Origin of the sequence: Pandoraea cepalis (assembly GCF_902459665.1) — a bacterium.
In the GTDB taxonomy this organism is placed as follows: Bacteria; Pseudomonadota; Gammaproteobacteria; order Burkholderiales; family Burkholderiaceae; genus Pandoraea; species Pandoraea cepalis.
Window position 1 is genome coordinate 865,663 of the sequence record NZ_CABPSL010000001.1, and the last position, 26,296, is coordinate 891,958.

General features: G+C 65.8%; 28 protein-coding genes. 18 read left to right on the forward strand and 10 right to left on the reverse strand.

All coding sequences use genetic code 11. The annotated features are described in order from the left end of the window. Positions 1–5 precede the first annotated feature (5 nt). The 4 genes from eda to PCE31106_RS04015 all read left to right on the forward strand — a co-directional run bounded on the left by eda (position 6) and on the right by PCE31106_RS04015 (position 4,077). Positions 6–632, forward strand: coding sequence for a bifunctional 4-hydroxy-2-oxoglutarate aldolase/2-dehydro-3-deoxy-phosphogluconate aldolase (eda, locus tag PCE31106_RS04000; RefSeq protein ID WP_130024969.1), 627 nt, complete (start codon positions 6–8; stop codon positions 630–632). Between the two features lie 104 nt (positions 633–736). Continuing rightward, complete coding sequence (locus PCE31106_RS04005) at positions 737–2,092, forward strand: GntP family permease (RefSeq protein ID WP_017235665.1); 1,356 nt, start codon at positions 737–739, stop codon at positions 2,090–2,092. A 70-nt stretch (positions 2,093–2,162) separates the two neighbouring features. Then, positions 2,163–2,696: a gluconokinase gene (locus PCE31106_RS04010; protein ID WP_017235666.1), complete on the forward strand. Its 534-nt coding sequence runs from the start codon at positions 2,163–2,165 to the stop codon at positions 2,694–2,696. A 49-nt stretch (positions 2,697–2,745) separates the two neighbouring features. Continuing rightward, entirely contained in the window at positions 2,746–4,077 is a 1,332-nt protein-coding gene (locus tag PCE31106_RS04015; RefSeq protein WP_017235667.1) for a THUMP domain-containing class I SAM-dependent RNA methyltransferase, read from the forward strand. Between the two features lie 79 nt (positions 4,078–4,156). Here PCE31106_RS04015 and PCE31106_RS04020 read toward each other — a convergent pair whose 3' ends face one another. The 5 genes from PCE31106_RS04020 to PCE31106_RS04040 form a co-directional block, all read right to left on the reverse strand. After that, positions 4,157–5,272 (reverse strand): hypothetical protein, encoded by a 1,116-nt coding sequence (locus tag PCE31106_RS04020; RefSeq protein ID WP_150562452.1) that lies wholly within the window; start codon positions 5,270–5,272, stop codon positions 4,157–4,159. 155 nt (positions 5,273–5,427) lie between these two features. Beyond that, the gene (locus PCE31106_RS04025) at positions 5,428–6,189 is read right to left on the reverse strand and encodes a 5'-methylthioadenosine/adenosylhomocysteine nucleosidase (RefSeq protein ID WP_150562453.1); all 762 of its coding nucleotides are present in this window, start codon (positions 6,187–6,189) and stop codon (positions 5,428–5,430) included. 102 nt (positions 6,190–6,291) lie between these two features. Continuing rightward, a complete protein-coding gene (locus PCE31106_RS04030; protein WP_150562454.1) occupies positions 6,292–7,734 on the reverse strand; it encodes an NAD(P)(+) transhydrogenase (Re/Si-specific) subunit beta in 1,443 nt (480 codons plus the stop codon). After that, on the reverse strand, positions 7,731–8,057 hold the full coding sequence (locus tag PCE31106_RS04035; protein WP_130024974.1) for an NAD(P) transhydrogenase subunit alpha part 2: 327 nt from the start codon (positions 8,055–8,057) through the stop codon (positions 7,731–7,733). The genes PCE31106_RS04030 and PCE31106_RS04035 overlap by 4 nt, the downstream gene beginning before the upstream one ends. A gap of 15 nt (positions 8,058–8,072) precedes the next feature. Further along, entirely contained in the window at positions 8,073–9,203 is a 1,131-nt protein-coding gene (locus PCE31106_RS04040; RefSeq protein ID WP_150562455.1) for a Re/Si-specific NAD(P)(+) transhydrogenase subunit alpha, read from the reverse strand. 459 nt (positions 9,204–9,662) lie between these two features. Here PCE31106_RS04040 and PCE31106_RS04045 point away from each other — a divergent pair, with 459 nt between their 5' ends. The 11 genes from PCE31106_RS04045 (at position 9,663) to PCE31106_RS04095 (ending at position 18,220) form a co-directional block, all read left to right on the forward strand. Continuing rightward, entirely contained in the window at positions 9,663–10,139 is a 477-nt protein-coding gene (locus PCE31106_RS04045; protein ID WP_150562456.1) for an NUDIX hydrolase, read from the forward strand. Continuing rightward, positions 10,136–11,290: a tRNA 2-thiouridine(34) synthase MnmA gene (gene mnmA, locus PCE31106_RS04050; protein WP_150562457.1), complete on the forward strand. Its 1,155-nt coding sequence runs from the start codon at positions 10,136–10,138 to the stop codon at positions 11,288–11,290. Before PCE31106_RS04045 ends, mnmA begins: the two co-directional genes overlap by 4 nt. 69 nt (positions 11,291–11,359) lie before the next feature. Then, the gene (locus PCE31106_RS04055; protein WP_150562458.1) at positions 11,360–12,961 is read left to right on the forward strand and encodes an FMN-binding glutamate synthase family protein; all 1,602 of its coding nucleotides are present in this window, start codon (positions 11,360–11,362) and stop codon (positions 12,959–12,961) included. A 224-nt stretch (positions 12,962–13,185) separates the two neighbouring features. Beyond that, complete coding sequence (locus PCE31106_RS04060; protein ID WP_150562459.1) at positions 13,186–13,986, forward strand: helix-turn-helix transcriptional regulator; 801 nt, start codon at positions 13,186–13,188, stop codon at positions 13,984–13,986. After that, entirely contained in the window at positions 13,983–14,201 is a 219-nt protein-coding gene (gene sctF, locus PCE31106_RS04065) for a type III secretion system needle filament subunit SctF (RefSeq protein ID WP_017233974.1), read from the forward strand. Before PCE31106_RS04060 ends, sctF begins: the two co-directional genes overlap by 4 nt. Further along, positions 14,198–14,590 carry a DUF1039 domain-containing protein gene (locus PCE31106_RS04070; RefSeq protein ID WP_150562460.1) on the forward strand — a complete coding sequence of 131 codons (393 nt, stop codon included), beginning with the start codon at positions 14,198–14,200 and terminating at the stop codon, positions 14,588–14,590. The genes sctF and PCE31106_RS04070 overlap by 4 nt, the downstream gene beginning before the upstream one ends. Next, the gene (gene sctI, locus PCE31106_RS04075; RefSeq protein ID WP_150562461.1) at positions 14,587–14,943 is read left to right on the forward strand and encodes a type III secretion system inner rod subunit SctI; all 357 of its coding nucleotides are present in this window, start codon (positions 14,587–14,589) and stop codon (positions 14,941–14,943) included. Before PCE31106_RS04070 ends, sctI begins: the two co-directional genes overlap by 4 nt. 56 nt (positions 14,944–14,999) lie before the next feature. Next, the gene (sctJ, locus tag PCE31106_RS04080) at positions 15,000–15,782 is read left to right on the forward strand and encodes a type III secretion system inner membrane ring lipoprotein SctJ (RefSeq protein WP_254440892.1); all 783 of its coding nucleotides are present in this window, start codon (positions 15,000–15,002) and stop codon (positions 15,780–15,782) included. After that, a complete protein-coding gene (locus tag PCE31106_RS04085) occupies positions 15,740–16,426 on the forward strand; it encodes a type III secretion system domain-containing protein (RefSeq protein WP_150562463.1) in 687 nt (228 codons plus the stop codon). Before sctJ ends, PCE31106_RS04085 begins: the two co-directional genes overlap by 43 nt. Continuing rightward, positions 16,402–17,091, forward strand: coding sequence for a hypothetical protein (locus PCE31106_RS04090; protein ID WP_150562464.1), 690 nt, complete (start codon positions 16,402–16,404; stop codon positions 17,089–17,091). The genes PCE31106_RS04085 and PCE31106_RS04090 overlap by 25 nt, the downstream gene beginning before the upstream one ends. Next, entirely contained in the window at positions 17,084–18,220 is a 1,137-nt protein-coding gene (locus PCE31106_RS04095; RefSeq protein ID WP_150562465.1) for a TyeA family type III secretion system gatekeeper subunit, read from the forward strand. The genes PCE31106_RS04090 and PCE31106_RS04095 overlap by 8 nt, the downstream gene beginning before the upstream one ends. Before the next feature lie 84 nt (positions 18,221–18,304). On the opposite strand, the gene PCE31106_RS04100 is transcribed toward PCE31106_RS04095, so the two are convergent. From PCE31106_RS04100 to PCE31106_RS04120, 5 genes are all read right to left on the reverse strand, one after another. Continuing rightward, complete coding sequence (locus tag PCE31106_RS04100; protein ID WP_150562466.1) at positions 18,305–18,718, reverse strand: InvB/SpaK family type III secretion system chaperone; 414 nt, start codon at positions 18,716–18,718, stop codon at positions 18,305–18,307. 201 nt (positions 18,719–18,919) lie between these two features. Then, on the reverse strand, positions 18,920–19,159 hold the full coding sequence (locus PCE31106_RS04105) for an EscE/YscE/SsaE family type III secretion system needle protein co-chaperone (RefSeq protein WP_150562467.1): 240 nt from the start codon (positions 19,157–19,159) through the stop codon (positions 18,920–18,922). Continuing rightward, the gene (gene sctD, locus PCE31106_RS04110) at positions 19,134–20,483 is read right to left on the reverse strand and encodes a type III secretion system inner membrane ring subunit SctD (protein WP_150562468.1); all 1,350 of its coding nucleotides are present in this window, start codon (positions 20,481–20,483) and stop codon (positions 19,134–19,136) included. Before sctD ends, PCE31106_RS04105 begins: the two co-directional genes overlap by 26 nt. Continuing rightward, complete coding sequence (locus PCE31106_RS04115; protein WP_150562469.1) at positions 20,480–22,096, reverse strand: EscC/YscC/HrcC family type III secretion system outer membrane ring protein; 1,617 nt, start codon at positions 22,094–22,096, stop codon at positions 20,480–20,482. Before PCE31106_RS04115 ends, sctD begins: the two co-directional genes overlap by 4 nt. A gap of 2 nt (positions 22,097–22,098) precedes the next feature. After that, a complete protein-coding gene (locus PCE31106_RS04120) occupies positions 22,099–22,626 on the reverse strand; it encodes a hypothetical protein (protein ID WP_150562470.1) in 528 nt (175 codons plus the stop codon). Between the two features lie 314 nt (positions 22,627–22,940). Between PCE31106_RS04120 and PCE31106_RS04125 the strand changes: the two genes are divergently transcribed. The 3 genes from PCE31106_RS04125 to sctV all read left to right on the forward strand — a co-directional run bounded on the left by PCE31106_RS04125 (position 22,941) and on the right by sctV (position 26,218). Continuing rightward, positions 22,941–23,600: a two component system response regulator gene (locus PCE31106_RS04125; protein WP_017233962.1), complete on the forward strand. Its 660-nt coding sequence runs from the start codon at positions 22,941–22,943 to the stop codon at positions 23,598–23,600. Between the two features lie 156 nt (positions 23,601–23,756). Continuing rightward, complete coding sequence (locus PCE31106_RS04130; RefSeq protein WP_150562471.1) at positions 23,757–24,146, forward strand: hypothetical protein; 390 nt, start codon at positions 23,757–23,759, stop codon at positions 24,144–24,146. Then, entirely contained in the window at positions 24,143–26,218 is a 2,076-nt protein-coding gene (gene sctV / locus PCE31106_RS04135; protein WP_150562472.1) for a type III secretion system export apparatus subunit SctV, read from the forward strand. Before PCE31106_RS04130 ends, sctV begins: the two co-directional genes overlap by 4 nt. Positions 26,219–26,296 lie beyond the last annotated feature (78 nt).

Consider the following 26,296-nt stretch of genomic DNA (forward strand, 5'->3'; position numbering starts at 1 on the left):
ACGTAATGGACATCAATGACATCGTTCGTGCCGGCCCCGTGGTTCCGGTGCTCCAGTTCGACAGCGTCGAGCAGGGCGAGCAGGTCTCTCGCGCGCTGCTCGCGGGCGGCGTGCGAGTTCTCGAAATCACGCTGCGCACCCCGGCCGCGATGGACGTCATTCGCCATGTGGCGGGGCTGTCCGACGAACTGATTGTCGGCGTGGGCACGCTCACGCGCCCGGAAGAAATGGCGCAGGCCGTAGCGGCCGGCGCGCGCTTCGGCGTCTCACCGGGCTACACGAGCGCGCTGGGCGCGGCGGCCAGGGCAGCAGGTCTGCCGTTGCTGCCGGGCGTGGTGACGCCGTCCGACATTCTCGCGGCGCTCGCCGATGGCTACGACACGGTGAAGTTCTTCCCGGCCGAACCGTCGGGGGGCGTGCCGATGCTCAAGGCGCTTTACGGCCCGTTCCGGCACGTGCGTTTCTGCCCGACGGGCGGTATCAGCGCCGAGTCGGCGCCGTCGTATCTCGCGCAACCCAATGTGGTGTGCGTGGGGGGATCGTGGCTCACCCCCAAGGCGCTCGTGGACGCGCAGGACTGGGACGGCATTACGCGTCTCGCGCGAGCGGCGACTGCCTTGCCGCGCCGCTAGGCAACACCGGTTTCATCGAAGCAACGCATCACATCCCACAATTCCAATAATCGGGCGCAAGCCCTTCGGGCATTCGCCCATCTAGCCAAACGAGGAGACCCCCCATGGTCGCGGTGCAAGGCAACTTGCTGCTGGTGTACGCGCTAGTCGCGGTAATCGCGCTGATTCTGCTGATCGCGCGTTTCAAACTGAATCCGTTCATTACGCTGATCGTCGTCTCGCTCGTGCTCGGGCTGGCGGTGGGCATGCCGATGGGGGGAATCGTCAAGGCGTTCGAGACAGGCGTGGGCAACACGCTGGGGCACATTGCGCTGGTGGTGGGGCTTGGCACGATGCTCGGCAAGATGATGGCCGAGTCGGGCGGGGCCGAGCGCATTGCGCGCACGCTCATCGGCGCTTTCGGTGAGAAGAACGTGCACTGGGCGATGGTCGTGATCGCGTTCATCGTCGGTCTGCCGGTGTTCTTCGAAGTCGGTTTCGTGCTGCTGATTCCGATTGCGTTCAACGTCGCCAAGCGGACCGGTACGTCGATGGTGCTCGTGGGCATTCCGATGGTGGCGGGCCTGTCGGTCGTGCACGGCCTGATTCCGCCGCACCCGGCCGCGTTGCTCGCCGTGACCGCCTACAACGCGGACATCGGTCACACCATCATGTACGCGCTGATCGTCGGCATTCCGACGGCGGCCATTGCCGGCCCGCTGTTCGCAAAGCTCATGGCGCGCCACGTGGTGCCCAATCCGGACAATCCGCTGCTCTCGCAGTTCGTCGAAAAGGACCGTGCGCTGAACGAACTGCCGGGCTTCGGCATCACGCTGTTCACGATCCTGCTGCCGGTGATCCTGATGCTCATCGGTAGCTGGGCCGACCTGTTCTTCGCGCCGAAGACGTTCGCCAACGAATTTCTGCGCCTGATCGGCAACTCGGTGATGGCGTTGCTGATCGCCACGCTCGTGAGCTTCTTCACGTTCGGCAAGCAGCGCGGTTTCAATCGCGACCATATCCTGAAGTTCACCAACGAGTGTCTGGCGCCGATCGCCACGATTACGCTGGTGGTGGGAGCGGGCGGCGGTTTCGGGCGTATCCTGATGGACAGCGGCGTGTCGAAGGCGATCGTCGATGTCGCGACGAACGCCCACCTCTCGCCGCTGCTGTTGGGCTGGCTGGTGGCGGTGCTGATTCGTATCGCGACGGGCTCGGCCACGGTGGCCATGACCACGGCGTGCGGCATCGTCGCACCGATCGCGGCGGCCGCCGGTGCCACCGTGAAACCGGAATTGATGGTGCTGGCCACGGGCGCGGGCTCGCTGATCCTGTCGCACGTCAACGACGGCGGCTTCTGGCTGGTCAAGGAATATTTCAACATGACCGTGCCGCAGACCTTCAAGACCTGGACGGTGTGCGAGACGATCATTTCGGTTGTGGCGTTGCTGCTGACGCTCGGCCTCGCCACGGTGGTGTGAGGTAGCGATGCAGGGCGTGCAACAGCGTCAATACGCTGACGCGAGTCAGCCGGTTACAAGGAGGCGAGCCATGATCGTCGTGGTAATGGGCGTATCGGGCAGCGGCAAGAGCACGGTCGGGCAACGACTTGCCGAGCGTCTGGGCTGCGGGTTTTCCGACGCGGATTCGTTTCACAGCGCCGCGAACATCGAAAAGATGCGGCGCGGTGAGGCGCTTAACGACAACGACCGCGCCCCGTGGCTGGCGGCGATTCGCGAGGCGATCGTCGCGCGCCGCGTGGCGGGGCGTCACCACGTGTTCGCGTGTTCGGCGTTGCGCTCGCGCTATCGCGACGTGCTGGGCGAGCACGACGGCGACGTCGTGTTCGTCTACCTGAAGGGGGCCCCCGAGGTGATCGGCGAGCGCCTGGCGTCGCGTGGCGGGCATTTCTTCGACCCGGCGCTGTTGCAAAGCCAGTTCGACACGCTCGAAGAACCGCGCGACGCGTTGGTGATCGACATCCGCGAGTCGCCCGACGCCATCGTCGAGACGCTGTTGCACAAACTCGCCGCCTGCCCAGGTGGCGCGGCGCTGACGCCGGCCGGGTCGGCGCGCGTACAATAGCGGTTTATTCCCTCCGCCGGCACTTCGCGTGCCGGTCGTACGCATCGAAATGGCTTCCTTCGAATTCTTCGCGCCCTGTCCTCGCGGACTGGAAGAGGCGCTCGCCGCCGAATTGGCAGAGCTGGGACGTCTGGCGCCCGTGTCGGTGGGCAAGCAGGTGCCCGGTGGCGTGCATTTCGCCGGTCCGTGGGCCGCCGGCATGGCCGCCAACCTGCATTCGCGCATCGCGAGCCGCGTGCTGCTGCGCATCGCACAGCAGGCGTACCGCACCGAACAGGACATCTACGACTTCGCCTTGCGTCAGCGCTGGGAAGAGTGGTTTTCGTCTCAGCAGACGCTGCGCGTGGACGTCACCGGCATCAAGGCGCCGGTGCGCAGCCTCGAATTCGTCACGCTGCGGATCAAGGACGCTGTGTGCGACCGCCTGCGCGAGAAGACCGGCGCGCGGCCGAACATCGATACGTCGCAGCCCGACGTGCGGGTGTTCGCCTTCCTGACCGCCACCGACGCTACCCTCTATCTCGATACTTCGGGCGAAGCGCTGTTCAAGCGCGGCTGGCGCCTGGACAAGGGGGCGGCCCCGCTGCGCGAGAATCTGGCTGCGGGCATTCTGCGTCTGGCCGGCTGGCGCACCGACACGGCGGCCGACATGGTGCTGTACGACCCGATGTGCGGCAGCGGCACCTTCCTCGCGGAAGCGGCGCAGATTGCGCTGGGCGTGCCCGCGGGTGCCGAGCGCCGCTTTGGCTTCGAGAAGCTCAAGGGCTATGACATCACGGCATGGCAGGCGCTGAAGGTGCAGGCCACCGAAGCGCAACGCGATGCCCGCGTGCGCGGTGTGCCGCCGACGATTTTCGGCAGTGATATCTCGGGCGACATGCTGGCCAAGGCCCGCGCCAACCTGGAGCGTGCGGGCGTGGGCGACATCGGCCTCAAGCAGGTGGATGCGCGCGATATGTCGCCCCCGGTGGATCGACCGGGCATCATCGTCGCCAATCCGCCGTACGGCGAGCGTATCGAAGTGCGCGGACGTCGCGGATCGCGCGACGCCGATGACGGCGACGAATCGCCGGACATGCAGGGCAATCGCGGCGGTCAGTTCCAGCGCAATCAGCCGGACGGCGTCGACGCGGCGTTCTTCCGCGCCTTCGGCGACGCGCTCAAGCAGCGCTTCACGGGCTGGAGTGCCTATCTGCTGACGGCCGACATGAGTCTGCCCGGACAGATGCGTCTGCGCGAATCGCGTCGTACGCCGCTGTTCAACGGCGCGCTCGAATGCCGTCTGTTCCGCTTCGACCTGATTGCCGGCTCGGTGCGCAAGCGCGCGGAAAGTGAGGGCAAGAGCGAAGGCAAGGACGAGGCGGGCGCGCCGCAAGCGTAAGCGAATCGTCTCGTTCGACGTTACGACAAAGACCGGCGGCCGCCGGTCTTTTGCTTTGTGCGCGACGGGCGCGTCGTGGCTACTGGTCGGTGGCGGGAGACCAGGCGACCCGCCTGGCTGAAGGGGGGGCAAGTGATGCAGGTGGTGCAGGTGGTGCAAGCGATACCGCCGATGCGGCTTGCGTCTCCCCGCGTCGCTGCGCCGCCAGCGTTGCGAGGCGCACGCGCAGTTCGCTCGGCGAGACCCGAGCGCGCTCTGGATCGCACGTCACGTTGTCCGGGTCCGACAGATCGCTGTCGTAGTCGAGGCCGGTGCGCGGCGAGTGGCCGGAAACGTTCATGAATCCGACGGGTGTAACGTTCCGGAGCCACCGCTCCGTCTCGCAGGTGATGGCGTTCTCGGACACGATGTCGTCACGGAAGGTTTCGCCGCGCGGATCCGGGTAAATCTCCCAGGTGTCGTCTCTCGCTTCCCAATGCGGCCAGAGCTGGCCGTCTGCGCCGAAATGCGTATACGCCAGCGCCTGATAGGCCTTGCGGCATGCTTCGCGCCGGACGCTGTCGTCCGGTCGATCGCGTGTCGCCGTATTGAGCAGTCGCGTGAGGCACCCCGTGTCGCCCGACGATACGCTGTAGAAGTACACCCACTTGTTGGTGACGTCGAACGTCCACGGCACGGCGACGTCGTGACCGAACGCCTGCAGGATGCGCAGCGTCAGCACGTCGTCGGCCACGTGAACGGGGTCCTGGCGTTCCAGTACGGATCGCGCCCAGTCGTTCAGCGTCGGCGTGATCACGAGCCGCTCGAAGAGGGACCAACCCGTCGGGCGTGCGCACAGGCGTTGCACGAGATCGACGGCAAGGGCAGTGGGCAGGCCCGCATCCCTGAGCGAATCGACCGTGACCTCGTGGTCTTCGAGCACGGCCAGCCGGCGCAGTGCCAATTGCTGCTGCGCGTTGAGGGCCGGTTCGCCGACGGCCGTCCTGCCGACGTAGCAATCGATTTCACGTCCGAACACGCTGTCCGGATGTTCGGCGGCAAGGGTGATTGCCGCCTTCGTCGGATTGCACTTGGGGTTGAGGGCGCGGATCTGGACGACGTCGCTCCAGGCCATCGTTCGATAGATCGGCGCCAATGCCGGCGTACTCAGACGCGCCGTTGCGCCTGTGCCGACATGATGATTTTCCACGTTCATCGGGACTCTCCTTCGGACAATGCAAGAGATGGCATTGTCGGGAAGGCGTTCGATGCGAGGTATCGAGATCGTGCGCCGTCATTGTCCAAACGGGGACGGACGCCTCGAAGGGTCCGATGGTGAAGCGCTCGGATGGTCCGCGGCGGGTCCCCGGATCATGCGCGCCGTTCGGTCAGGAAGCGGCGCAGGATGCCGTGCGAGTAATGGCTGGCCACCTCGCGCAGAAAGCGCGGGAAGTCGACGTGGGCGGTGTCGTCGGCGCTATCGGAGAGCGTGCGCATCACCGCGAACGGAACGCCGTACTCGTGACACACCTGTGCCACGGCGGCCCCTTCCATCTCCACGGCGAGGGTCTGCGGCAGCGCGTCGCGCAGCCGACTGACCTCGCCCGCGCTGGAGACGAACTGATCGCCGCTCGCGATTTGCCCGACGTGCACGCGTGGGGCGCTCATCTGCCATTCGGTGCGCAGCGCGACAGGCACTTGCGTCGCCATCTCCTCGGCGAGCCAGTCGCGCGCCGCTTTCGCCAGGGCGTCGCGCAGCGGCGGTGCGCTGGCGAAGGCGTTGCGTCCGAGCAGCGGGATTTCGAAACGAGGGAAGAGGGGGCTGGCGTCCATGTCGTGCTGCACGAGCGTGTCGGCCACGACGATGTCGCCGACCGACAACCCATGCGCGAGTCCGCCGGCCACGCCTGTGAAAACGAGCTCGTCGATCGCGAACCGGTGAATCAGCGCGGCGGTCGTGGCGGCCGCCGCAACCTTGCCGACACGTGCGAGCACGACGACACAGTCATGGCCATGCAGCTTGCCCACGTGGTAGTCGCGCATACCGATGGACTCGACGTGCGCGCCGGGCGCCATCTCGGCGAGCAGATCGGTAATTTCTTCGTGGAGAGCGGCGACAATGCCGAGCGTCATGGCGCGGTTCCTGGGAGCAATGAGGAGCGCGCATTGTAGCGCGGGGCTGCCGGTCACCTTCCCGTGCAGCCCCGCAGTCCGGCCGATGGCGAACGTGTCGCCTTAGTCGACGGCCTTGACCATTTCCTCGACGACCTTCTTCGCGTCGCCGAACACCATCATGGTCTTGTCGAGATAGAACAGCTCGTTATCGAGACCGGCATAACCCGCCGCCATCGAACGCTTGTTGACGATGATCGTCTTGGCCTTGTACGCCTCGAGAATCGGCATGCCGGCGATCGGCGATGTCGGATCGTTCTTCGCGGCCGGGTTCACCACGTCGTTCGCGCCGAGCACCAGCACCACGTCCGTCTGGCCGAATTCGCCGTTGATCTCGTCCATCTCCAGCACCTGATCGTACGGCACTTCGGCTTCGGCGAGCAGCACGTTCATATGACCCGGCATGCGCCCTGCCACCGGGTGAATGGCGTAGCGCACATTCACCCCCTTCTCGGTGAGCTTGTCGGTCAACTCCTTCAGGGCGTGCTGCGCGCGGGCGACGGCCAGGCCGTAACCCGGCACGATTACCAGCGATTCCGCGTTGCTCATCAGGAACGCGGCGTCGTCAGGCGAACCCGACTTCACCGGCCGTTGTTGTTGCGCACCGCCCGCTGGGCTGGCGCCCGGCGTTGCACCGAACCCGCCGAGAAGCACGTTGAAGAACGAGCGATTCATGGCTTTGCACATGATGTACGACAGGATCGCGCCTGACGAACCCACGAGCGAGCCCGCGATGATGAGCATCGGGTTGTTCAGCGAGAAGCCGATACCGGCGGCCGCCCAGCCCGAGTACGAGTTCAGCATCGACACGACGACGGGCATGTCCGCGCCACCAATCGGGATGATGATGAGCACACCGAGCACGAACGCGATGGCCGTCATCAGAACGAACGGCAGCCAACTTTGCGACAGGAAGAAGATGACGCCGAAGCCGAGCATCGCGATGGCGAGCAGTAGGTTGACCGTGTGCTGGCCCGTGAACTGGACCGGTGCGCCCTGGAACAAACGGAACTTGTACTTGCCCGAGAGCTTGCCGAAGGCGATGACCGACCCCGAGAACGTGATCGCGCCGACGAACGTGCCGATGAACAGCTCGATACGGTTACCGGAAGGCAGCACCGTTTCCCCAGCCGGCACAATGCCGAACGCCGCCGGTTCCGCGACCGCCGCCACCGCGATACACACGGCCGCCAGACCGATCAGCGAGTGCATGGCCGCGACCAGCTCCGGCATCTTGGTCATCTCGACCTTGCGCGCGACGAAGGCGCCGATGCCGCCGCCGACCACGAGCCCACCCAGAATCAACCCGAGACCCGAATAGTTCCCGCCCATCAGGCGTCGCAGTTCAAAGATCAACGCAATCGTGGTGAGGGCCGCAATGGCCATCCCGATCATGCCGAACGCATTGCCGCGTCGCGCCATCTTCGGATTCGACAGGCCCTTGAGCGCCTGAATGAAACAGATCGACGCGACCAGATACAGCAGCGTGACGAGATTCATACTCATTGCTTGTCCCCCTCGGCCGCCTTGACGGGTGCCTTGTCTTTTTTCTTGAACATCTCGAGCATGCGCTGCGTGACGAGGAAGCCCCCGAACACGTTGACCGCCGCGAGCGCCACGGCCACGACACCCATCGTCTTGCCGAGCGCGCCTTCCGTGAGCCCGGCCGCGAGCATCGCGCCCACGATCACGATGGCCGAGATCGCGTTCGTCACCGCCATGAGCGGTGTGTGCAGCGCAGGCGTGACGTTCCACACCACGTGATAGCCGACGTACACCGCCAGCACGAAGATGATCAGATTGATCACCGTGTGATTGATCATTTCCATGGTCGTGTCTCCCCCTTATGCCGCACGCAGCACTTGACCGTCGCGGCACATCAGGCACGCACTGACGATATCGTCGTTGGTATCGATGACGAGCTTGCCTTCCTTGTCGATCACCAGCTTCAGGAAGTCGAGCACGTTACGGGCATACAGCGCCGAGGCGTCGGCCGCCACCATGCCCGCGAGGTTGGTGTAGCCCGCAATCGTTACGCCATGCACCTTGACGACCTCGTCGGCCACCGACAACGGGCAGTTGCCGCCGCCGTTCGCGCCGCGCCCTGCCGCCAGATCGATGATTACCGAGCCGGGCTTCATGGCCTTGACGGTGTCTTCGGCGATGAGCGTCGGTGCGGCGCGTCCCGGAATCAACGCGGTGGAGATGACGATGTCCGCCTGCGTCAAACGTGTGTGCACGAGTTGCGACTGACGCGCGAGCCATGCCGCCGGCATCGGACGCGCATAGCCGCCCACGCCCTTGGCGATCTCGCGTTCCTCGTCGGTCTCGAACGGCACGTCGATGAACTTGGCGCCGAGCGATTCGATCTGCTCGCGCACGGCCGGACGCACATCCGAGGCTTCGATGACCGCGCCGAGACGCTTGGCCGTGGCGATGGCCTGCAACCCGGCGACGCCGGCGCCCAGCACGACCAGACGCGCGGCCTTGACCGTGCCGGCGGCCGTCATGAGCATCGGCATGAAACGCTGATACAGATTGGCGGCAAGCATCACGGCCTTGTAGCCGGCGATGTTGGCCTGCGAAGACAACACGTCCATGCTTTGCGCGCGCGTGGTCCGCGGCGCGGCTTCCAGGGCGAACGCCGTAATGCCGGCGGCCGCCATGCGCGCATTGTTCTCCGCATCGAACGGGTTGAGCATGCCGACGACGACACTGCCGCGCGGGATGAGTGCGAGTTCTTCGGAGGAGGGGGCCCGTACCTTGAGTACGAGTTCTGCCCCCAGGGCGTCGGCGGCGTTGCCTAATGTGGCGCCGGCGGCTTCGAAGGCCGCGTCGGGCACGCTTGCGGCGTCTCCTGCACCGCGTCCAACCACGATCTGATGTCCTGACGCGACCAGCTTCTTCACCGTCTCGGGCGTGGCCGCGACACGGGATTCGCCGGTAAGCGTTTCGGCGGGGATGCCGATTCTCATTACGTCTCTCCTTGGGTTTGTGAACTGATCTCATCAGCGGCCAAGGAGCCGCAGCGCGTGCGCTGCCGGGGCAGGCGCATTACCTGTTTCGCCGCTGATGACATTAGTCCTGCACAAACCACTGCAAACGAACTACTGCACAAACCGGTGATGCGGTACTGCCACTGCATGCTGCACATTGCTGGTGCTGGAAGCTTACCCGAAGATGACAGGCACGCCTATTGCACGAAACCGCATATGGATATGCCGACGGTGCCGGGACGATGGTCGTTGCGGCCGACCGACCGGTCGGTCGTCTCGGCCGCCACACTCACGACGCTCACCCGTCCTCAGCGCCAAACCCAGTCAGACGGTAAAATGCTGCTTTTATCAGGGTAACGTCTCGGACCAACCGCGTGGGCCAACCGCCGGCCACGGTCCATGGGGCCCGTCAGGTCCCCCGTCCTGCAAGGATGCGTCATGAATGCACGCTGGAAGCCCAACGTGACGGTCGCCGCGGTCGTTGAGCGCGACGGCCGTTTTCTGTTTGTCGAAGAGCAAAAGCGTGAGGGCCTGTTGATCAACCAACCGGCCGGTCATCTGGAGCCGGGCGAGTCGATTCTCGACGCGGTGCGCCGTGAAGTGCTGGAAGAGACGGCCTATGCGTTCGCGCCCCAGCATCTGCTGGGCATCTATCTCGCCCCCGGCCCCGGCGACATCGCGTATCTGCGCTTCGCGTTCACCGGCACACTGGGCGAGTTCGATGCGTCGCGTACGCTCGACGACGGCATTGTCGGCACCGTCTGGCTGACACCGGACGAAGTGCGTGCCCAGCGCGCGCGCCATCGCTCGCCGATTCTCGAGCGCTGCATGGACGATTTCCTGCGGGGGGTCCGTTACGACCTCGCCCTACTTTTGACCCATCCGGCGAGCGCCGGCGGGCAAGGCAACACATGAGTCAAAAACGCGTAGTGGTCGGCATGTCGGGCGGCGTGGATTCGTCGGTCACGGCATGGCTGCTCAAACAACAAGGCTATGACGTCGTCGGCCTGTTCATGAAGAACTGGGAGGACGATGACGACAGCGAATACTGTTCGACCCGGCAGGACTGGATCGACGTGGTCTCGGTCGCGGATCTGATCGGCATCGACGTCGAAGCCGTGAACTTTGCCGCCGAGTACAAGGACCGTGTGTTCGCGGAATTCCTGCGCGAGTATTCGGCGGGCCGCACACCCAATCCGGACGTGCTGTGCAACGCCGAGATCAAGTTCAAGGCGTTTCTCGATCACGCCGTGGCGCTGGGCGGCGAGACCATCGCCACCGGTCACTACGCCCGCGTGCGCGAGCGCGATGGGCGCTTCGAGCTGCTCAAGGCGTTCGATCACACCAAGGATCAGAGCTACTTCCTGCACCGGCTGAACCAGCAGCAGCTCTCGCGCACGATGTTCCCGCTCGGTGACATGCCGAAGACGAAGGTTCGCGAGATTGCCGCCCAGATTGGATTGCCGAACGCGAAGAAGAAGGACTCGACCGGCATTTGCTTCATTGGCGAGCGCCCATTCCGCGACTTTCTCAATCGCTACCTGCCGACCCAACCGGGCCCGATGAAAACGCCTGACGGAGCGGTCGTGGGCGAGCACGTGGGCCTGGCGTTCTACACCCTGGGCCAGCGCAAGGGCATCGGACTCGGGGGCAGCCGCGAAGGCTCCGGCGAGCCGTGGTTCGTGGCGCGCAAGGACATGGCGAGCAACACGCTGTATGTGGTGCAGGGCCACGATCATCCGTGGCTGCTCTCGGACACGCTCGATGCCGAAGACCTGTCGTGGGTCGCGGGCGAGCCGCCGGCCGAGGGCACGCGCTGCGGCGCCAAGACCCGCTACCGGCAGGCCGACGCCGCATGCGAAGTGGTGCGTGCCGACGCCGACGCGCTCACGTTGTCGTTCTCCGAGGCGCAGTGGGCGGTCACGCCGGGGCAATCGGCCGTGCTGTATGACGGCGAGGTCTGTCTGGGCGGCGGCATCATCGCGGCCACGACGCCGGCCGACGCCGGCAGCGCTAACCCCCAGGCCGCCGTGGCCGCCAAACACGCCATCCTCAATACGCATTGAATCCGCCGGCGCTCGCCGGGGGACCCCCGGCCGCGTGCCGGCGAGTGTCCCCTAAAGCAAGGAGATTTCATGTTCTCGCGCCGATTCCTGGCTCTGTGGCTCGTCGTGGCGTTGCTCCTGGCAACGTTGGCGGGCGTGCTGTTCGACGGTTGGCATCCGCTCTGGCCGTTGCCGTTTGCTGCGCTGGTGGCGCTTGGCGTGTGGGATATCGTGCAGCAGCGTCACGCCGTGCTGCGCAACTACCCGCTGTGGGGACACTTCCGGTTTCTGTTCGAGTTCATTCGCCCCGAAATTCGCCAGTATTTCGTGGAAGACGATACGTCCGAAACCCCCTTCTCGCGTGCCCAGCGCAGCATTGTCTATCAGCGCGCCAAGGGCGATGTCGACAGCCGGCCGTTCGGCACCGAGATCGATGTCAAGGCGACGGGCTACGAATGGATTGCCCACTCGCTCGCGCCGACAGTCCTGAAGGATCACGACTTTCGCATCACCATTGGCGCGGATCGCGCACAGCCGTATTCGGCGTCGATCTTCAATATCTCCGCCATGAGTTTCGGTGCCCTGTCGGCCAACGCCATCCGCGCACTCAATCGCGGTGCGAAGCTCGGCAACTTCATTCATGACACCGGCGAGGGTTCCATCTCGCCGCATCACCGGGAGCAGGGCGGCGACCTGATCTGGGAGGTGGCCTCGGGCTACTTCGGATGCCGCAACGACGACGGTACCTTCAACGCCGAGAAATTTGCGGCGCAGGCGACGACGCCTCAGGTGAAGATGATCGAGGTGAAGCTCTCGCAAGGCGCAAAGCCGGGACACGGCGGCGTGCTGCCCGCGGCCAAGATCACGCCGGAGATTTCCGCCACGCGCGGCGTGCCGATGGGGCAGGACTGTATTTCGCCGTCGCGTCACAGTGAGTTCTCGACGCCGCTCGGGTTGCTGCAATTCGTCGAGCGTCTGCGCACGCTCTCGGGGGGCAAGCCGACCGGGTTCAAGCTGTGCATCGGCCATCCATGGGAATTTTTCAGCATTGTTAAGGCGATGCTCGAGAGCGGCATCCTGCCCGACTTCATCGTCGTGGACGGCTCGGAAGGCGGCACGGGCGCCGCGCCGCTGGAGTTCACCGATCACGTGGGTGCGCCGCTGCAGGAAGGACTTCTGCTCGTGCACAACACGCTCGTGGGGGCCGGGTTGCGCGAGAAGATCCGCATCGGTGCATCGGGCAAGATCGTTACGGCATTCGACATCGCCCGCACGCTGGCCATCGGCGCCGACTGGTGCAACTCCGCGCGCGGCTTCATGTTCGCGATCGGCTGTATTCAATCGCAGAAATGTCACACCGATCGCTGCCCGACGGGCGTCGCAACGCAGGATACGTTGCGTCAGCGCGCCTTGGTGGTGCCGGACAAGGCGCAGCGCGTGCACCAGTTCCACGCGCATACGTTGCATGCGTTGCAGGAGTTGATTCAGGCGGCGGGGTTGTCGCATCCGTCGGACCTGCGAGCGCATCACATCGTCGAGCGTGTGTCGACCAACGAGATTCGCCTGATGTCGGAATCGCTCAAGTACCTTGCGCCGGGCGATCTGCTGCGCGGCCAGTTCCGTTACCAGCTCTACGAAAAATACTGGCCGATGGCGCGCGCCGACAGTTTCTCTCCGGCTGCGGTCACCTGACAGAACGGCGCAAGCCCAGGCAAGAGGCTTCCACCACAACCCGACGCGATGCCGCGCCGGGTTTTTTTACGTTTCCCGACAGTTTTCTTCCCAAATACGATAACGCCGAGGTCAGGCATCGCACATTAAGGTCTCCACCGGATGATGCTCGCGGGCGGACTCGCCTATGGTGTGGCCTTCGACTTTGTCATCCCGGCGACCGCCCGTCGTCAGAGGAGGAGCCTATGAGTACGGTGCGATTTCTGATCAGCCACCACGACGTCAAACTGAATGTGAACGGTCTCATACACACGCTGCCGGCCGGCGGCATGACCGCCACCCATTCGGATGCGACGATCGATGCCCCAGGGCCGGTGATGTCACACGATTTTCACGCCTGTGATCTGCAGGCGCTGTACCCCGATGTCGTCGATCTGCTCGACCGCCGTCCGCTCGGCGTTTTTCATCGACAGGCGGCACGCACGTTGATTCTCGAGCCCAGCATGGTCGACGTGGCCATGACGTTGCAAAACGTCGACCGCATGGCGATGTTGCGTTTCTTCTACGTCTATTGCCTGTGTCGCGATCAGCGGTACTTCTCGGCCATGTTGCGTCAGACGATTGCGGGCAGCCATTCGCTGTTCGATTTCGTCGAGGCAAATTTTCACCGACCGTGGCCGGTCGGCCGCCTGGCCGAAGAATTCGGCATGCCGCTGCGCAAATTTCGCTACCTGTTTCAGCAAACGTATGGCATGCCCGCGAAGCAGTGGCTGTTGGAGCGGCGCCTTCGGCTGGCGCGCGATCTGCTGCTGTCCACGCGCCACAAGGTGCTCGACATCGCGCTCGAATGCGGCTTCACCAACCACGCGCACTTTACCGACACCTTCCGCAAGCGCTTCGACTGCGCGCCGACGGAAATCCGACTCGGCACGCCGCCGCAGCGCGGTAGCCGTCGTGTGGCCATGCCGCAAGCCGACGCCTACGCCGCCATGCGCGCCGATCTGGTGGCGGGACACGGCGCCGTCACCGAGGGGGGCGTGCAATGAACGTCGAAGAGATTCACCGCGGGATGTCCGAAGGGGTGCGACGCATGTCGGACGAGGCCACCCAGGCCGTGCGCGCACCGGAAACCAACGACCCTCGGCATATGCTCGATGTCCAATTCAAGTTGCAGCAGTTCTCGACAATGGTCGGGCTGCATAGCGCGGCGATCAAGCTCATCAAGGACACGCTGATGGGCATCATCGCCAAGATCGCATGACGCGCGCAGACCGCGTACCGAGCAATGCCGCCGATTCATGGTTGGACGCGTCGATCCGGCAGATCGTCGTCGAACTGGCGCTGGCGGGTGCGCATCATGGCATGCACTCGCAAGCCCGCGTGATCCTGCATGCTTTGCCGTCGCTCGTGACGGATCGCGAGACGCGTCAATGGCTGCACTCGGCGCTTCTCATCGCGCTCGGCGATACGCGCGCGGCGCGCGCCCACCTCGCCACGATCGTGGCAGCCGGACATGACGCCAACCCGACAGGCGACGTGCTCGCTCGCTGGCTTGACGCGATGGACGCCAGCCAGTCCGCCAACGCGATGTCGCCGACGTCGCCCGCGTTGTCCTCCTCCTCCTCTCCTCCTCCCGTTACCTCGTCATGACCACTTCTCAGATCCCCGCGGTACTTGCGCACGCGTCTGCCATTGCAACGCCGGCGAACGCCGCGCTCGTACCGGCCAACGCCAGCGAGCACGACGCCGTTCATTTCGGTCAGGCCCTCGCGAGCGCGCCGTCGCTGCCGGAGCATCATCTGCTCAGCGCAGCGGGCAAGCTTGCGGGTAACACCGAACGCCTGGCCGAGCGGGTGGCGATCGACGAGCGCACGCTGGACGATCCGACCCGCATGCTCGCGATGCAGCGAGCGCTGACCGAGCGCGTGCTGGCACTGGAGTTCGTGGCGAAGGTGGCAGGCGCCGCCACGCAAGGCGTGAACAAGCTGGTGCATATGCAATGACGTGCGGCCGTCGCATCGCCGACGTCGTGACGAGATCGGCGAGACGCACCCCGTCCGTGGCACAAAGCCGTTGGCGCGGTCGATGGCTGCTGGGCAGCCTGCTCGTGATCTCGCTCGCCGGGTGCAAGGTCGAACTGCATCGCTCGCTGAGCGAGACCGAGGCCAACCAGATGTTGGCGCTATTGCTGGTGTCCGGGCTGCAGGCCGACAAGCGCGCCGACACCGCGGGCATGACGGTTCGCATCGAGCGCAGCGATTTCGTGCGGGGTGTCGAGGTGCTGCGCCAACACGGCTTGCCGCGCCAGAAGCGCGCGTCCGTCGAGGACGTCTTTCCACCAGGACAACTCGTCAGTTCGCCTGTGCAGGAGCAGGCGAAGCTGATCTATCTCAAGGAGCAGCGACTCGAGCGCATGCTCGCGTCGCTCGACGGCGTGATGGTGGCCGAAGTCTCGATCGCGCAGGTGCCGACGGATTCCGCAGGGCGCACGACCTTGCCGCCCGGCGTGGCTGTCTTCGTGAAGTACAGCCCCGAGATCAATATGACGCAGCGTATGACGGACATACGCAGTCTGGTTCACGACAGCGTGCCGGGGGTGACGCCCGAGCGCATCAGCATCGTGTTGCAGCCCGCCGATTATCGTTTGCCCCGCGCGTCCATCGACGCGACGACAGGTGCGCCCACGGGCCCATTGACGGATCGCGGACGCGGGCTGCCGACGATGACGTGGGGCATGGTCGTGGCGGCGTGTATCGGGCTGGCCGCTGCCGCGGCGGTGGCGTGGCGTCGGCGCGCATCATGGGTGCCGCGTTTGCGCACCCGCGTATCGAAGGCATCGTGACGCCTGCGCACTGCGGCGGCGCTACCCAACTTGCACGCCTGATCTGGCAGCCCGGCATGCAAATGGACGTCGGCTGGTGGCGCGCGTTCGATATGTTGCCTTGGCGAGAGGCCTACCGGCGACACGCCGCGTGCCGTGCGTCCATCGACTGTCTGGTCATCGCCCGGCGCGGCTGGCCGGGTGCGGCGGCGGGCGATTGCGCACCCCCGCAAGGCAACACGGCGCAAGCGATGCTGAGGCGGTTGCCGAACCTGCGACGTCTGTCGTTGGCCCACGGCTTGCGCGCGATGGGATGTCCAGACTATCTCCTGCTCGGCACGTACCGCCGTGCGTTGGCTTCGTGGCTCGACGCCTGGCAATGCGACCGTTTGCTGCTCACGCGTCGGGATTGGCCTGCCAGTCCCACCCTGTCGCCCGAGCAGGTCGTTCCTGCGGCGCTGGCGGCCACCGGCGCGTGCCTGGATGGCGCGCCTGAGCTGCCGTGCGTCGAGGTGGCGACGGTGAGCAAGGCCGCCAGACTGTTGCTTCCCCCGCCGGCCGACATTGAACCGTTTGCGTCGGGTGCGCGTTTGACGAACGAGGACATCTGGCTGCGGTTTGCAGCGCTGGAGAAGATGCTATGTATGTCGTCGACTTCGCCTTGACGGCCATCGAAGCGATGGACGGCCCCGCGCCCGCGGGGCCGGTGATTTCCCGCCAGGCACTCGAGGAGCTTCGCGAACAGGCAAGTCTGCGGGCTCGCTGGATGGCGCAGGCAAAGACCGAGCGTGACGCCGCGCTGGCTGACCGCGAACAGGCACGTATCGATGCGCAGGCGCTGCGCGACGCGTGGCGGGACGCGGCGCGCGAGCAGGCCAGAGAGGAGGCGGCGGCGCTTGCGGAAACAGCCCGCCGTGACGCCGTGGCGCAGACCGTTGCATGGCTGGTCGACGAGGCGTCGCTCGAGCGCGACATCGTTCGCTCGTTGGAGCGTCGCGTGACAGACGCCCTGGGCGCCGCGCTGTCGAATTTCATCGCCCCGCTCGATGTCGGTGAGCGCTTCGCACAACGCGTCGCACGCGCTTTACCCGCGCTGGTGCGCGAAGGAGCCCTCGTGCTGCGAGTGCCGCCCGCCCATCGCGACGACGTGGCCGATGCCTTGCGAGCGGCCGATATTGTGCTGGCCTGCACGGCGGATGCCACGCTGGTTGGCCGGCAGGCCCGCATCGAAAGCGAATGGGTGACGGTGTGCCTGGATCTCGACGCGGATCTCGCGGCCGTCCTCGAGCGCCTGAACGCGAGTCCCGATCTGGAGATCGCTGATGGTTGAGCGCTTGCCATCGTCCGGTTCATCGGCGGGTCGGGCAATCCAGGAAAACAAGGCCGTTGAGCGCCGGGTGGCGGACGAATGGCTGCCGCTGGATGGTGAGGCAAGCGCGGCGCGAGGGTTGCCTGCCGACGTGCCGGGACATATCGCGCTTATCGAAGCGACCATCTCGCAGAACGAAGAGGCGGCGGTCGCCGAATCTCAAGAGAATCTCAGCTTCGCCCTCGGGGTGCGATTCCGCAGGACGAGCGATCGCGATGTGCGCGACGACAAGCAGCGTGCGCGCGCCCTGTTCGAGCAGCAGATGCATCGGTTTGCGCGCGTGAACGCGGCGCAATTCGAGCGACTGCGCGGGCAGTTGCGCGATCTTCCGTTCGTTCCCGACCCACATCAACTGATTCGCCAGGCCCACCTGTCGGCCGGGCATGCGGCGTTGGTCGTTGCGGCCTGGTTGGCCGATGGCGGGCTGGACAGCGGAACGCGCAGCCGCTTGCGCCGGACGTTGGACGAACTGACGTCGTCCGAGACGTGGGCGATCGAGGCCTTCGCTGCGCTGGAATGCGGTAACGGGCAAAACCCAGGCATGGCGCTGTTGCAACAACTCAAGTCGCTGTTCCGCCAGTCACAAGGATCGCAGCGCTCGTTGACGCAATGGTTCGACGAATGCCGGCGCTTTGCGCAGCGCCGTGCGCGGTTGCGCGCGCTGATGCAGGCGCTGGGGTTGGAGTTGGGCGCGCGCGAGGCCGGTGCGGAGCTCCCACGTCTGGCGGCCGTCATCGACGATCTTCGTCGCGTGGTGCTGTTTCTCACGCTGGAGTCGGCATGCGAGCAAGCGGCGCAGACATTGCGCGCGGCAGGCGCTCGCGCGTTTGAGACGGACACGATGATCTCGGAGATGCTCACGTTACTGGATCAGCCGTGGGTGGGCGTGGAATGGCTTGCGCAACGCGCGGCCCATCTAGGCATGGTGACGGTCGACGCGCGCTACGCGTTTGCGCGCGAACTGACTCGGCTGGTGCAGTCGGCCCATGACGGTTGCTTTCGCGACGAGACACAGCGCGAGACGCTCGGCGAAGCACTGGATGGCTGGCGCGCGGAGATCGCCCACGAGGGAGAGGTGACCGGGGGGTAGTGGGGAAGTGGGGAAGTGGGGACGCGAGGATCGGGGGGATGGGCTGGCGCACAACGGATGCGCCAACGGGTGCCGCGGCGGCGCTCAGGCGCGCAGGTGCTCCCGGCAGAGCTTGATACGGTCATAGAAATCGGTGAGCGCTTGCGCGAACGGCTCGGGCTCGGCGGCGGCTTCGTCCGTCACCTGCGCGTGAAGAATCAGACGACGGTCGCGCTCGCGCAACTGCACGTGCCCGGTGACGGCCCATTCGGCCGGCTCAATGAGCAATTGCAGAAGCCGCTCACTGTTGGCTCGATGCAGACGTGCGGCTTCGTCGGTGGCCACCACGGCGTGAATACTGCACGCCTGGTTTTTCAAGGTTTCCACGATGATGCTGGGCGAGGCGGTAAACGTCAGCTCGATGGGCGAGTGATTGTCGACGGCATTAATCTTGCCCGGGTCGCAGCCGATCAACTTCAGCGCTTCGACGAGAGTTTTCGCTAGGTCGTAACTTGGCATGATTTGCGTGGAGAGTGGAAGAAATCGACGACGTGCCCCGTGCCAGCGTCCCGCGACAACGCGGAGACGAAAGCCGCTCGCGCGGGGCGCGCGATGCCGAAGGTTCCCACGATTGGGGCGTGCAGACTTTGGTCGCGCGAGCTGGTTTGTCGCTTCTGCGCACACGCGAGCATCGGTCGACGCCCACCGTCGCTCCCGTCGTCATGACGACGATCCGTAAGACGTGGCGTACCGCCGCGCGACGCCCTCGAGAATCACCTCGGCGGCGCGCACCGCTTGCATCTGTGTTTGCGCAAGCGCGTGCTGCGCGGGCGCAAGCGGCGTGTGCAGCGCCTGTTGCAGCGTCTGGCGCGCGACATCGAGCTGTGTACCGATATCGCGCGCGACAGCCTCGGGCGCGGCGGCGAGACGGTCTTCAAGCTGGGTCAGGCGAATCGTCATGCAGCATCTCCGGAGACAGGGGTAAGTAGAAAAGCCGGTCGTGCGAGCCGATCGACACGCCGCCCGTATGAATCGCGATGACGCGTGTGCCGCCGGGCAGACGCGCCCCTTGCGTCAGGCGCGTGCCGTCGGCGAGGGTGATCTGCGGCGCGTTGGGCGAGCCGCCTATGCTCACCAGCGGCGCGGAAAAGCCCGTTTCGGCCAACGTCGGGATCTGGGGCGGCAACGGCTCGATGCGCACGGGCATCGCGTTGTCTCCGGTGTTCCATGAGTCGACGATCCCCTTCAACGACGCCTGGCGCCCCACGGTCAGTGCCCCGGTGAGCCGCCATCCGTTGCGGTCGCGGGCGATATCGATGCCGCGCAACTGGCCGGCGTCGCGTAGTGTCTTCAACAGCCGCTCGAAGCTGTCGGCCGTGCCTTCTGCCACGCGCCAGCCATACGGCAGCGCCAATGCATCGAGCGCATTGGCGGCAGACCGCCAGCGGGCGTCGGCGACCGTCGGCGCACCGATGAGCACTTCGCCGTCCGGCGTGACGCTCACCTGGGCGGTGCCGAAGCCGTGCAAGCGTAGCAACGTGCGCACTGTCTGTATGGAATTCGCGGGGCACCAGGTCTCGTCGCTCAACGCTTTGCCCAACCAACGCGCCTCGGCGCGCAGTCGTGCAAGCGCGTCGTCGTCGATGCAGCCGCCGGACAGGCGTACCGCATTGCCGTCGTGATCCAGCACGACGCCGGGCGCGACGCGTGCCGCGAGCGCTTTGAGCGCATCGGGCGGTGGCGGTGCGGCGATGACGTTGGCGGTTCCCGTGCGCCAGATCGCGACGCCCGCCGCCGCGATCAGTAACGATAGTCCCGTGACTGCTATCCAGGCGGTCGGGGCGCGAGCGCGCCGCGCAGGGGCTTCGGCCGCTTGGGGGGCTTCGGCCGCTTGGGGGGATTCGGGCGCGAGGGTCATGCGAGGCGATGCCGTGTGCTCGGGACGCCGCTCTGGACGTTTTGGCATGGGCGCGGGAGCGCTTTCGCTGCCGTCGCCGAGCCAGATGCCGAGGCCGGCAAGATCGATCGCCGTATGCAGCGGGAGCCTGAGCGTGTCCGCCGCGCGATCATCCGATGCGGCGACGGGCACGCCGTCGACCCAGACTGGCGCCGGCGTGAGCAGGCGAACGCCATCGTCGTCGACGCCCAGCGCGATCTGGGCGCCATGATCGAGCGTCATCGCGATATCGGAATCACTGTCGCCGATCGTGAGTGTGCCCGGTGGTAGCGGCATGGGTCGTCCGGCGAGGGGGCCGTCGAGCAGCGTGAGCGTGAGCATGCTCATGCGCTCGGCAGGTCGGCCGCCGGCTCGGCCTTGATCAGAAACAGACGCATGACACTGTCGCTCCGGTTGCTCGTCGAACTGAACAGACGGCCGATGAGCGGCAGATCGCCCAGCAGGGGAATCTTGCGCTCCTGCTCGTGCTGCGCGTCCTGCACGAAGCCGCCGAGCAGCAGGCTCTGTCCCGCCTGGAGCGTGGCATGCGTGGAAATCGAGGAGTTGCGGATCGTCGGGACCTCGTTGCGGCTGTTGCGTTCGCTGCGCACTTCGCCGCCGTCTTCAATATTGAGGGTGAGCATCACCTGCTCGCGACCATCGCCTTCCTGCGGAACGAGTCGCGGCGTGACACGCAATAGCGATCCCGACGTCACGCTCTCCAGTTTGGCGACCTTCTCGCCTGAGACCTTGGTATAGAACGTCACGCTGCGATCGAGTACGGCCTGCATATTGTCGAGCGTGACGATGGATGGGCGGGATAGAACGCGCGCCTTGGAGTTTCGCTCCAGCGCGCTCAAATTGACCATGAACTTGTTGGTGTCACCGACCAATGTCGTGAACGTGCCGGAGTCGCCACTCTGTGTCTGCGAGTTCAGCGACACGGCGCCGAAGCCACCCAGCCGGGCGCTGCCGGAGAAGTCGACGCCAAGTTCGGCGATATCGCTGGCGTTGACGTCGATGATCGCCACCGAGATGTCGACCAGGCGGGGCCGGATGTCGAGCTGCGCGATCAGGTCGCCATAGATCGGCAGATTGCGTCGCCGCTCACGCACGATGACCGCATTGCGACGCGGATCGGCGGAAAAGCGCGGCGTGCCGGAGCGCGAGCCGGTGGCGAGGGGAAGGCGGGCGTCAAGGCCGGCGCCGGCCGACGCGCCCGGCGAGGCAGACGCCGCCGCAGTGGCACCGAGCGGGCCGGCGCCGAGAATCAAATCCTTCAGTACGCTGACAACGCCCGGCACGACGACTTCCTGCCCGCGATAAAAGTACCTCGTGTCGTCGGCCGTCGCGAATTTCAGGGGAAATATCTTGATGGTCTCTTCGCTTTCCTGCTGATCGCGGGCGTCGCGTTCGAGGTGGTCTGCGAGCATGGCAACCGTCTCGATGCAGGCGGGAACGCCGGCGATTTCAAGCGCGTGAGTGGCCGGAATCGCCCGTGCCACGCAGTGCCGCGGGTGCAGCACACCGGCATTGCGCAGGTGCCCGAGCAAGTCGTTGGGCGAGGCGTAACGCACGGACATGACGCGCCGCGTTGCCTCGCTGGATTTATAGATGTTCAGCGTCTGGCCGTTGAAGTACCACGAAAGCCGATAACGTTCCGATAGGGCGTCGAGGGTCGCCTGAGCGGCACCCGCAGGTAGCGTGCCGATGAAGCGATCGGCGACGTGCGGACTCACGACGGTCGGAATGCCGTGGTGCGCCCCGAAGTCGCGCAACAACTCCGCGAGAGGCGTGCCTGCGCTCTGGAAGACGAACGGGCCGCCGCGCCAAACCGGCGTGCCCGGTGAGACCCGGGGCGCATGCGCCGTGAGGGGCGCGGCAAACGACGCGGTGGCCAGCGTGACGCACAGGCTCCCGGCAAGCAGGGCGACGGTGCGCGAAGTGAAGGAAGGCTGCATGGTCAGCAGCGGCGCAGCGCGTGAAGACGGCGGCTGGCGTCTGCCGCCCCGGCGGGACGACCGGACGCATGCGGCGTGAACGATGCAGGTGGCACCGCGTCGGCGCGCGTGCCCTGCGACGTCACCATCATGCAGGCCAGCAGTTGGCGACGAAGCTGCGCTTCCACGCGTGCGGCCGGTTCGCCGGCGTCGAAGCGGTGGACCCACCAGAGGACGTCGTTCGCAAGGCACAGGCTGTCGTCGCGCAACGCCGGCTGACCGGCCAGCACGAGGCAGAGCCGCAAGAGCCAGCGTGCGAGCGCCGGGTCGTCGTCGAGTGCGGCGGCGAGCGGTTGCGCATGGGGATGAGCATGGCGATGGACTTGCATATGGGCGTGCGGCGGCAGCGTCAGCGCCGTTGCGACGCAATAGCCGCCGTCGACTCGACACGTCCAGCCGCGTTGGCCGTCGAGATCGAGCGCAATGCGCGCGCCCTGTACGTCGCGCGGGGCAATCCAGTCGAGCGCGGCAAGCGCAAATGGCAAACGCATAGGTATCTGAAGGAGGCAGTGCACGGGCACGGGGAACAAAGCGCATGCGACATCGGCGGCATACGCCATCACGGGTCGCCGTCGATCGACACGGCGGCGCACAAGATTCCTCATTATCAAGCGCTGAGGTGCCGGCACAATCCGGCGCAGACCTGAAGTGACGCTCGGGCGCCGTGGTTTGGGGGGCTTTCCCACGTCCGACGTCAGGCGAAGGCACAAGATTCGCGCAAGTGGCCCGAAGTCGATAGAAAGTGAACAAAAATCCGTATGAGTGCTTGCGTGAGTGCTTATGACCAACTGTCGAGGAGCTGCGAATGACGGGGTGTATCGGTGTCGTCGTTGTCGAAGACCACGAGTTACTGGCCGACGGACTCTGCTGCCTGATCGAGCACGATCTCGGTTGGCGTGTGCTTGCCCGGGTCGTCAACGGGCTCGATGTCTACCGGGCCTGCGTGGTGCATCGACCGACCCTGATGATGCTGGATCTGGGCCTGCCCGGCATGGACGGCGTGGACGTGATCCGCCAATGCGCCCAGCGTTGGCCCGACCTGCGCATCGTTGTCAACTCGGCCAGCAACGACAGCGAGCGGGCACGCCAGGCGCTGGAAGCCGGCGCGGCGGCTTACGTGCTCAAGAGCAGCCCTCGCACGACCTTGATCCACGCGTCGTACCAGGTCATTCGTGGCGAGCGTTTCGTCGATCCGGCCGTGTTCGGTGGCATGCACGATCCGGCGGGCGCGCGCCACGTGCCCCGCCCATGCGCGGTCGAGATGCCCGAGCGGCTGCTGACGCTGCGTGAGCGGCAGGTGCTCAAGCTGGTCGCGGAAGGGCAACGCAATCGCGACATCGCGCAACTGTTGTCGATCAGTGTGAAGACGGTCGAGACCCACCGGCTGAACATGATGCGCAAGCTCGATGCACACAACGTGGCCGATATCGTGAATTGGGCACATCGCCTGCGCATGATGCTGTGACGATGGTGGCCCCTCGTCGGAACGCCCGCCGCGAAATTCAGGTATGCGCCGGATAGCCCCCGCGGCCGTGGATGCGCGACCATGCCCGCTGCCGCTACCTGAGCGCCCTCCGAGCCGCGCGTGCGCCGCCAGCACGTTCCCAACGCAAGATCGCCGATGGACACCCAGACTCAACGCAAGCTCGAGCAGCTCTTCGAATTGCTGGCGCTACCGCCGCAACGTGTGGCCCCTCGCATGCGCGTGGTGCTCGCACCCTGCGTGCTGATGATCGAGGTCGATGCGCAGGGCGTGACGTTGGTGTTGACGCTGATCGATCGCGCCGCCCGCGCGCAGCGGTGGTTGCCCATGTTGCTGCAAACCTGCGCGCCGGAGTGGAGTCTCGGCATTCCCGTGCGGGCATGTGTGGCGCAGGGGCGCCCGATGCTGATCGCGACGCCGCCGGCGAGCGGCAACTCACAGGCCGTTGATTGGTTCGCTTGCCTCGGCCGCATGCGGCGCCTGTTGGAGCGAATCGATGCCCGGCAGCAGCAGGAGGTTCACCCGTGACGCGCCTGCTGCCCTGGCTTCGCGTCGCTGCCGGCCGGCAGGACATCGTGCTGGCCGCGCTGCTGCTCGTCACGGTGTTGATGATCATCATCCCGATGCCGCCGTCGGTGATGGATCTGCTCATCGCGCTCAATCTGGGCCTGTCGCTGCTGCTGATGATGGTGGCGCTCTATATCAACGAGCCGCTCGATTTCTCGGCGTTCCCGTCCGTACTGCTGATGACCACGCTGTTTCGGCTGGGGCTCACGATCAGCACCAGCCGCCTGATTCTGCTGCGCGCCGACGCGGGCGACATCGTCTACACGTTCGGCGATTTTGCTGCAGGCGGGAACATCGTCGTCGGCATGATCGTGTTTCTGATCATCACTGTCGTCAACTTCATCGTCATCACGAAGGGCTCCGAGCGCGTGGCCGAGGTCGGCGCCCGGTTTTCGCTCGACGGCATGCCCGGCAAGCAGATGAGCATCGACGGCGATCTGCGCGCGGGCACCATCGACGCAGCCGAAGCCAAGCGCGTGCGCCGCATCGTGCAGAAGGAGAGCCAGTTCTACGGCGCGATGGACGGGGCGATGAAATTCGTCAAGGGCGATGCCATCGCCGGCCTCGTCATCATCGTGGTGAACTTGCTGGGCGGCATCGGGGTCGGCGTCTTCATGCGCGGCATGAGCGCGGGCGATGCGGCGGCGATCTACGCGATTCTCTCCATCGGCGATGGGCTGGTGTCGCAGATCCCGGCGCTGCTCATTTCCGTGACGGCAGGCATTATCGTCACGCGGGTGCCTGGCGAGCAACGTCGCAACCTGGCGCGCGAGCTCACCGATCAGCTTGCCGCACAGCCGCGCTCGCTGACGTTGGCGGCCGTGGTGCTTGTGCTCTTCGGTCTGATCCCTGGCTTCCCGATGCACTATTTCCTCCTGCTCGCGGCGCTGGCGGGGACCGCCGCGTGGTGGGCAGGGCGCAGAGGGGGCGAGGGCCAAGGGGACAAGGACGGCGCGCAGGGAGACGCCGGCGGAGTGCAAGCGAAACCGGGACGCCCTGGCGCGCAGCCGCTGCAGGCACGGGTGGGGGCCGCGCTGGCCGAGGCAGCGGGCGGCACCGCGGTGCTCGCCGCGCGCATCAATGCCCTGCGCGATCAGAAGTTCGAGCAGTTCGGCGTGCCAATGCCCGAGGTACAGGTGGTCGTCGACGCCGGCCTGCCGGGCGAGACGCTGGATATTCAGCTCTATCACGAGAGCGTGATGACGATCGATGTGGCCCCTGACGCCGCATTGGCGCAGCACGACGCGGCGCATCCGATGCCCGCGCTGCGCAGCCTTGACGCCGGTGCGCCGCGCGAGATGCCGTTGCCGTTCGGCGGGCAGATCCTTTTCTGGCTGGACGACGCGCAACGCCAGGCGTGGCAGACGCGAGGCGGCACCGTGATCGTGGGCGCGGACCGCGTGGCGCACTGCGTGTCGCTGGTCATCGACGCGCATGCCGCCGATTTCCTCGGTGTGCAGGAAGCGCGTTTCCTGATGGATGCGATGGAGGATCGCTACGGCGAACTCGTCAAGGAGCTGCAACGCCAACTGCCGATCAGCCGGACGGCGGAAGTCCTGCAGCGACTGGTCGCCGAGGGCGTGTCGATTCGCGACCTGCGGCGCGTGTTCGAGGCCCTGATCGAATGGGCCCCGCGTGAGCGCGATCAGATCATGTTGACCGAGTACGTGCGGCTCAGCCTGCGACGTCACATCACCCGGCGCTTTCGACGGGGCACCGAACACATCACCGGGTGGAACGTGGGACGCGGCATCGAGGACACCGTGCGGGCCGCCGTGCGGCAGACGGCGTCGGGGTCCTATGCCGATCTGAATCCCACGCAGACCGACGCGATTCTGAACGCCATCGATGGCGCACTGACCGCGCATGACGGCACGCCAGCCGTGCTGTTCACCGCCATGGACGTTCGGCGTTTTCTGCGCAAGCTCGTCGAGCGCGAGCGCGCCGACCTGGCGGTGTTGTCGTTCCAGGAAGTGGCCGACGAGCCGCATGTGCGGGTGCTGGGCACGATCGACGTGCAGGGAACCTACTGAGATGCGTCGCCCGGACGCCACACGCATCGCCAATGGGCTTCGTCGAACGCTCGACGCGCGGCGCAAAGCGTGTGACGA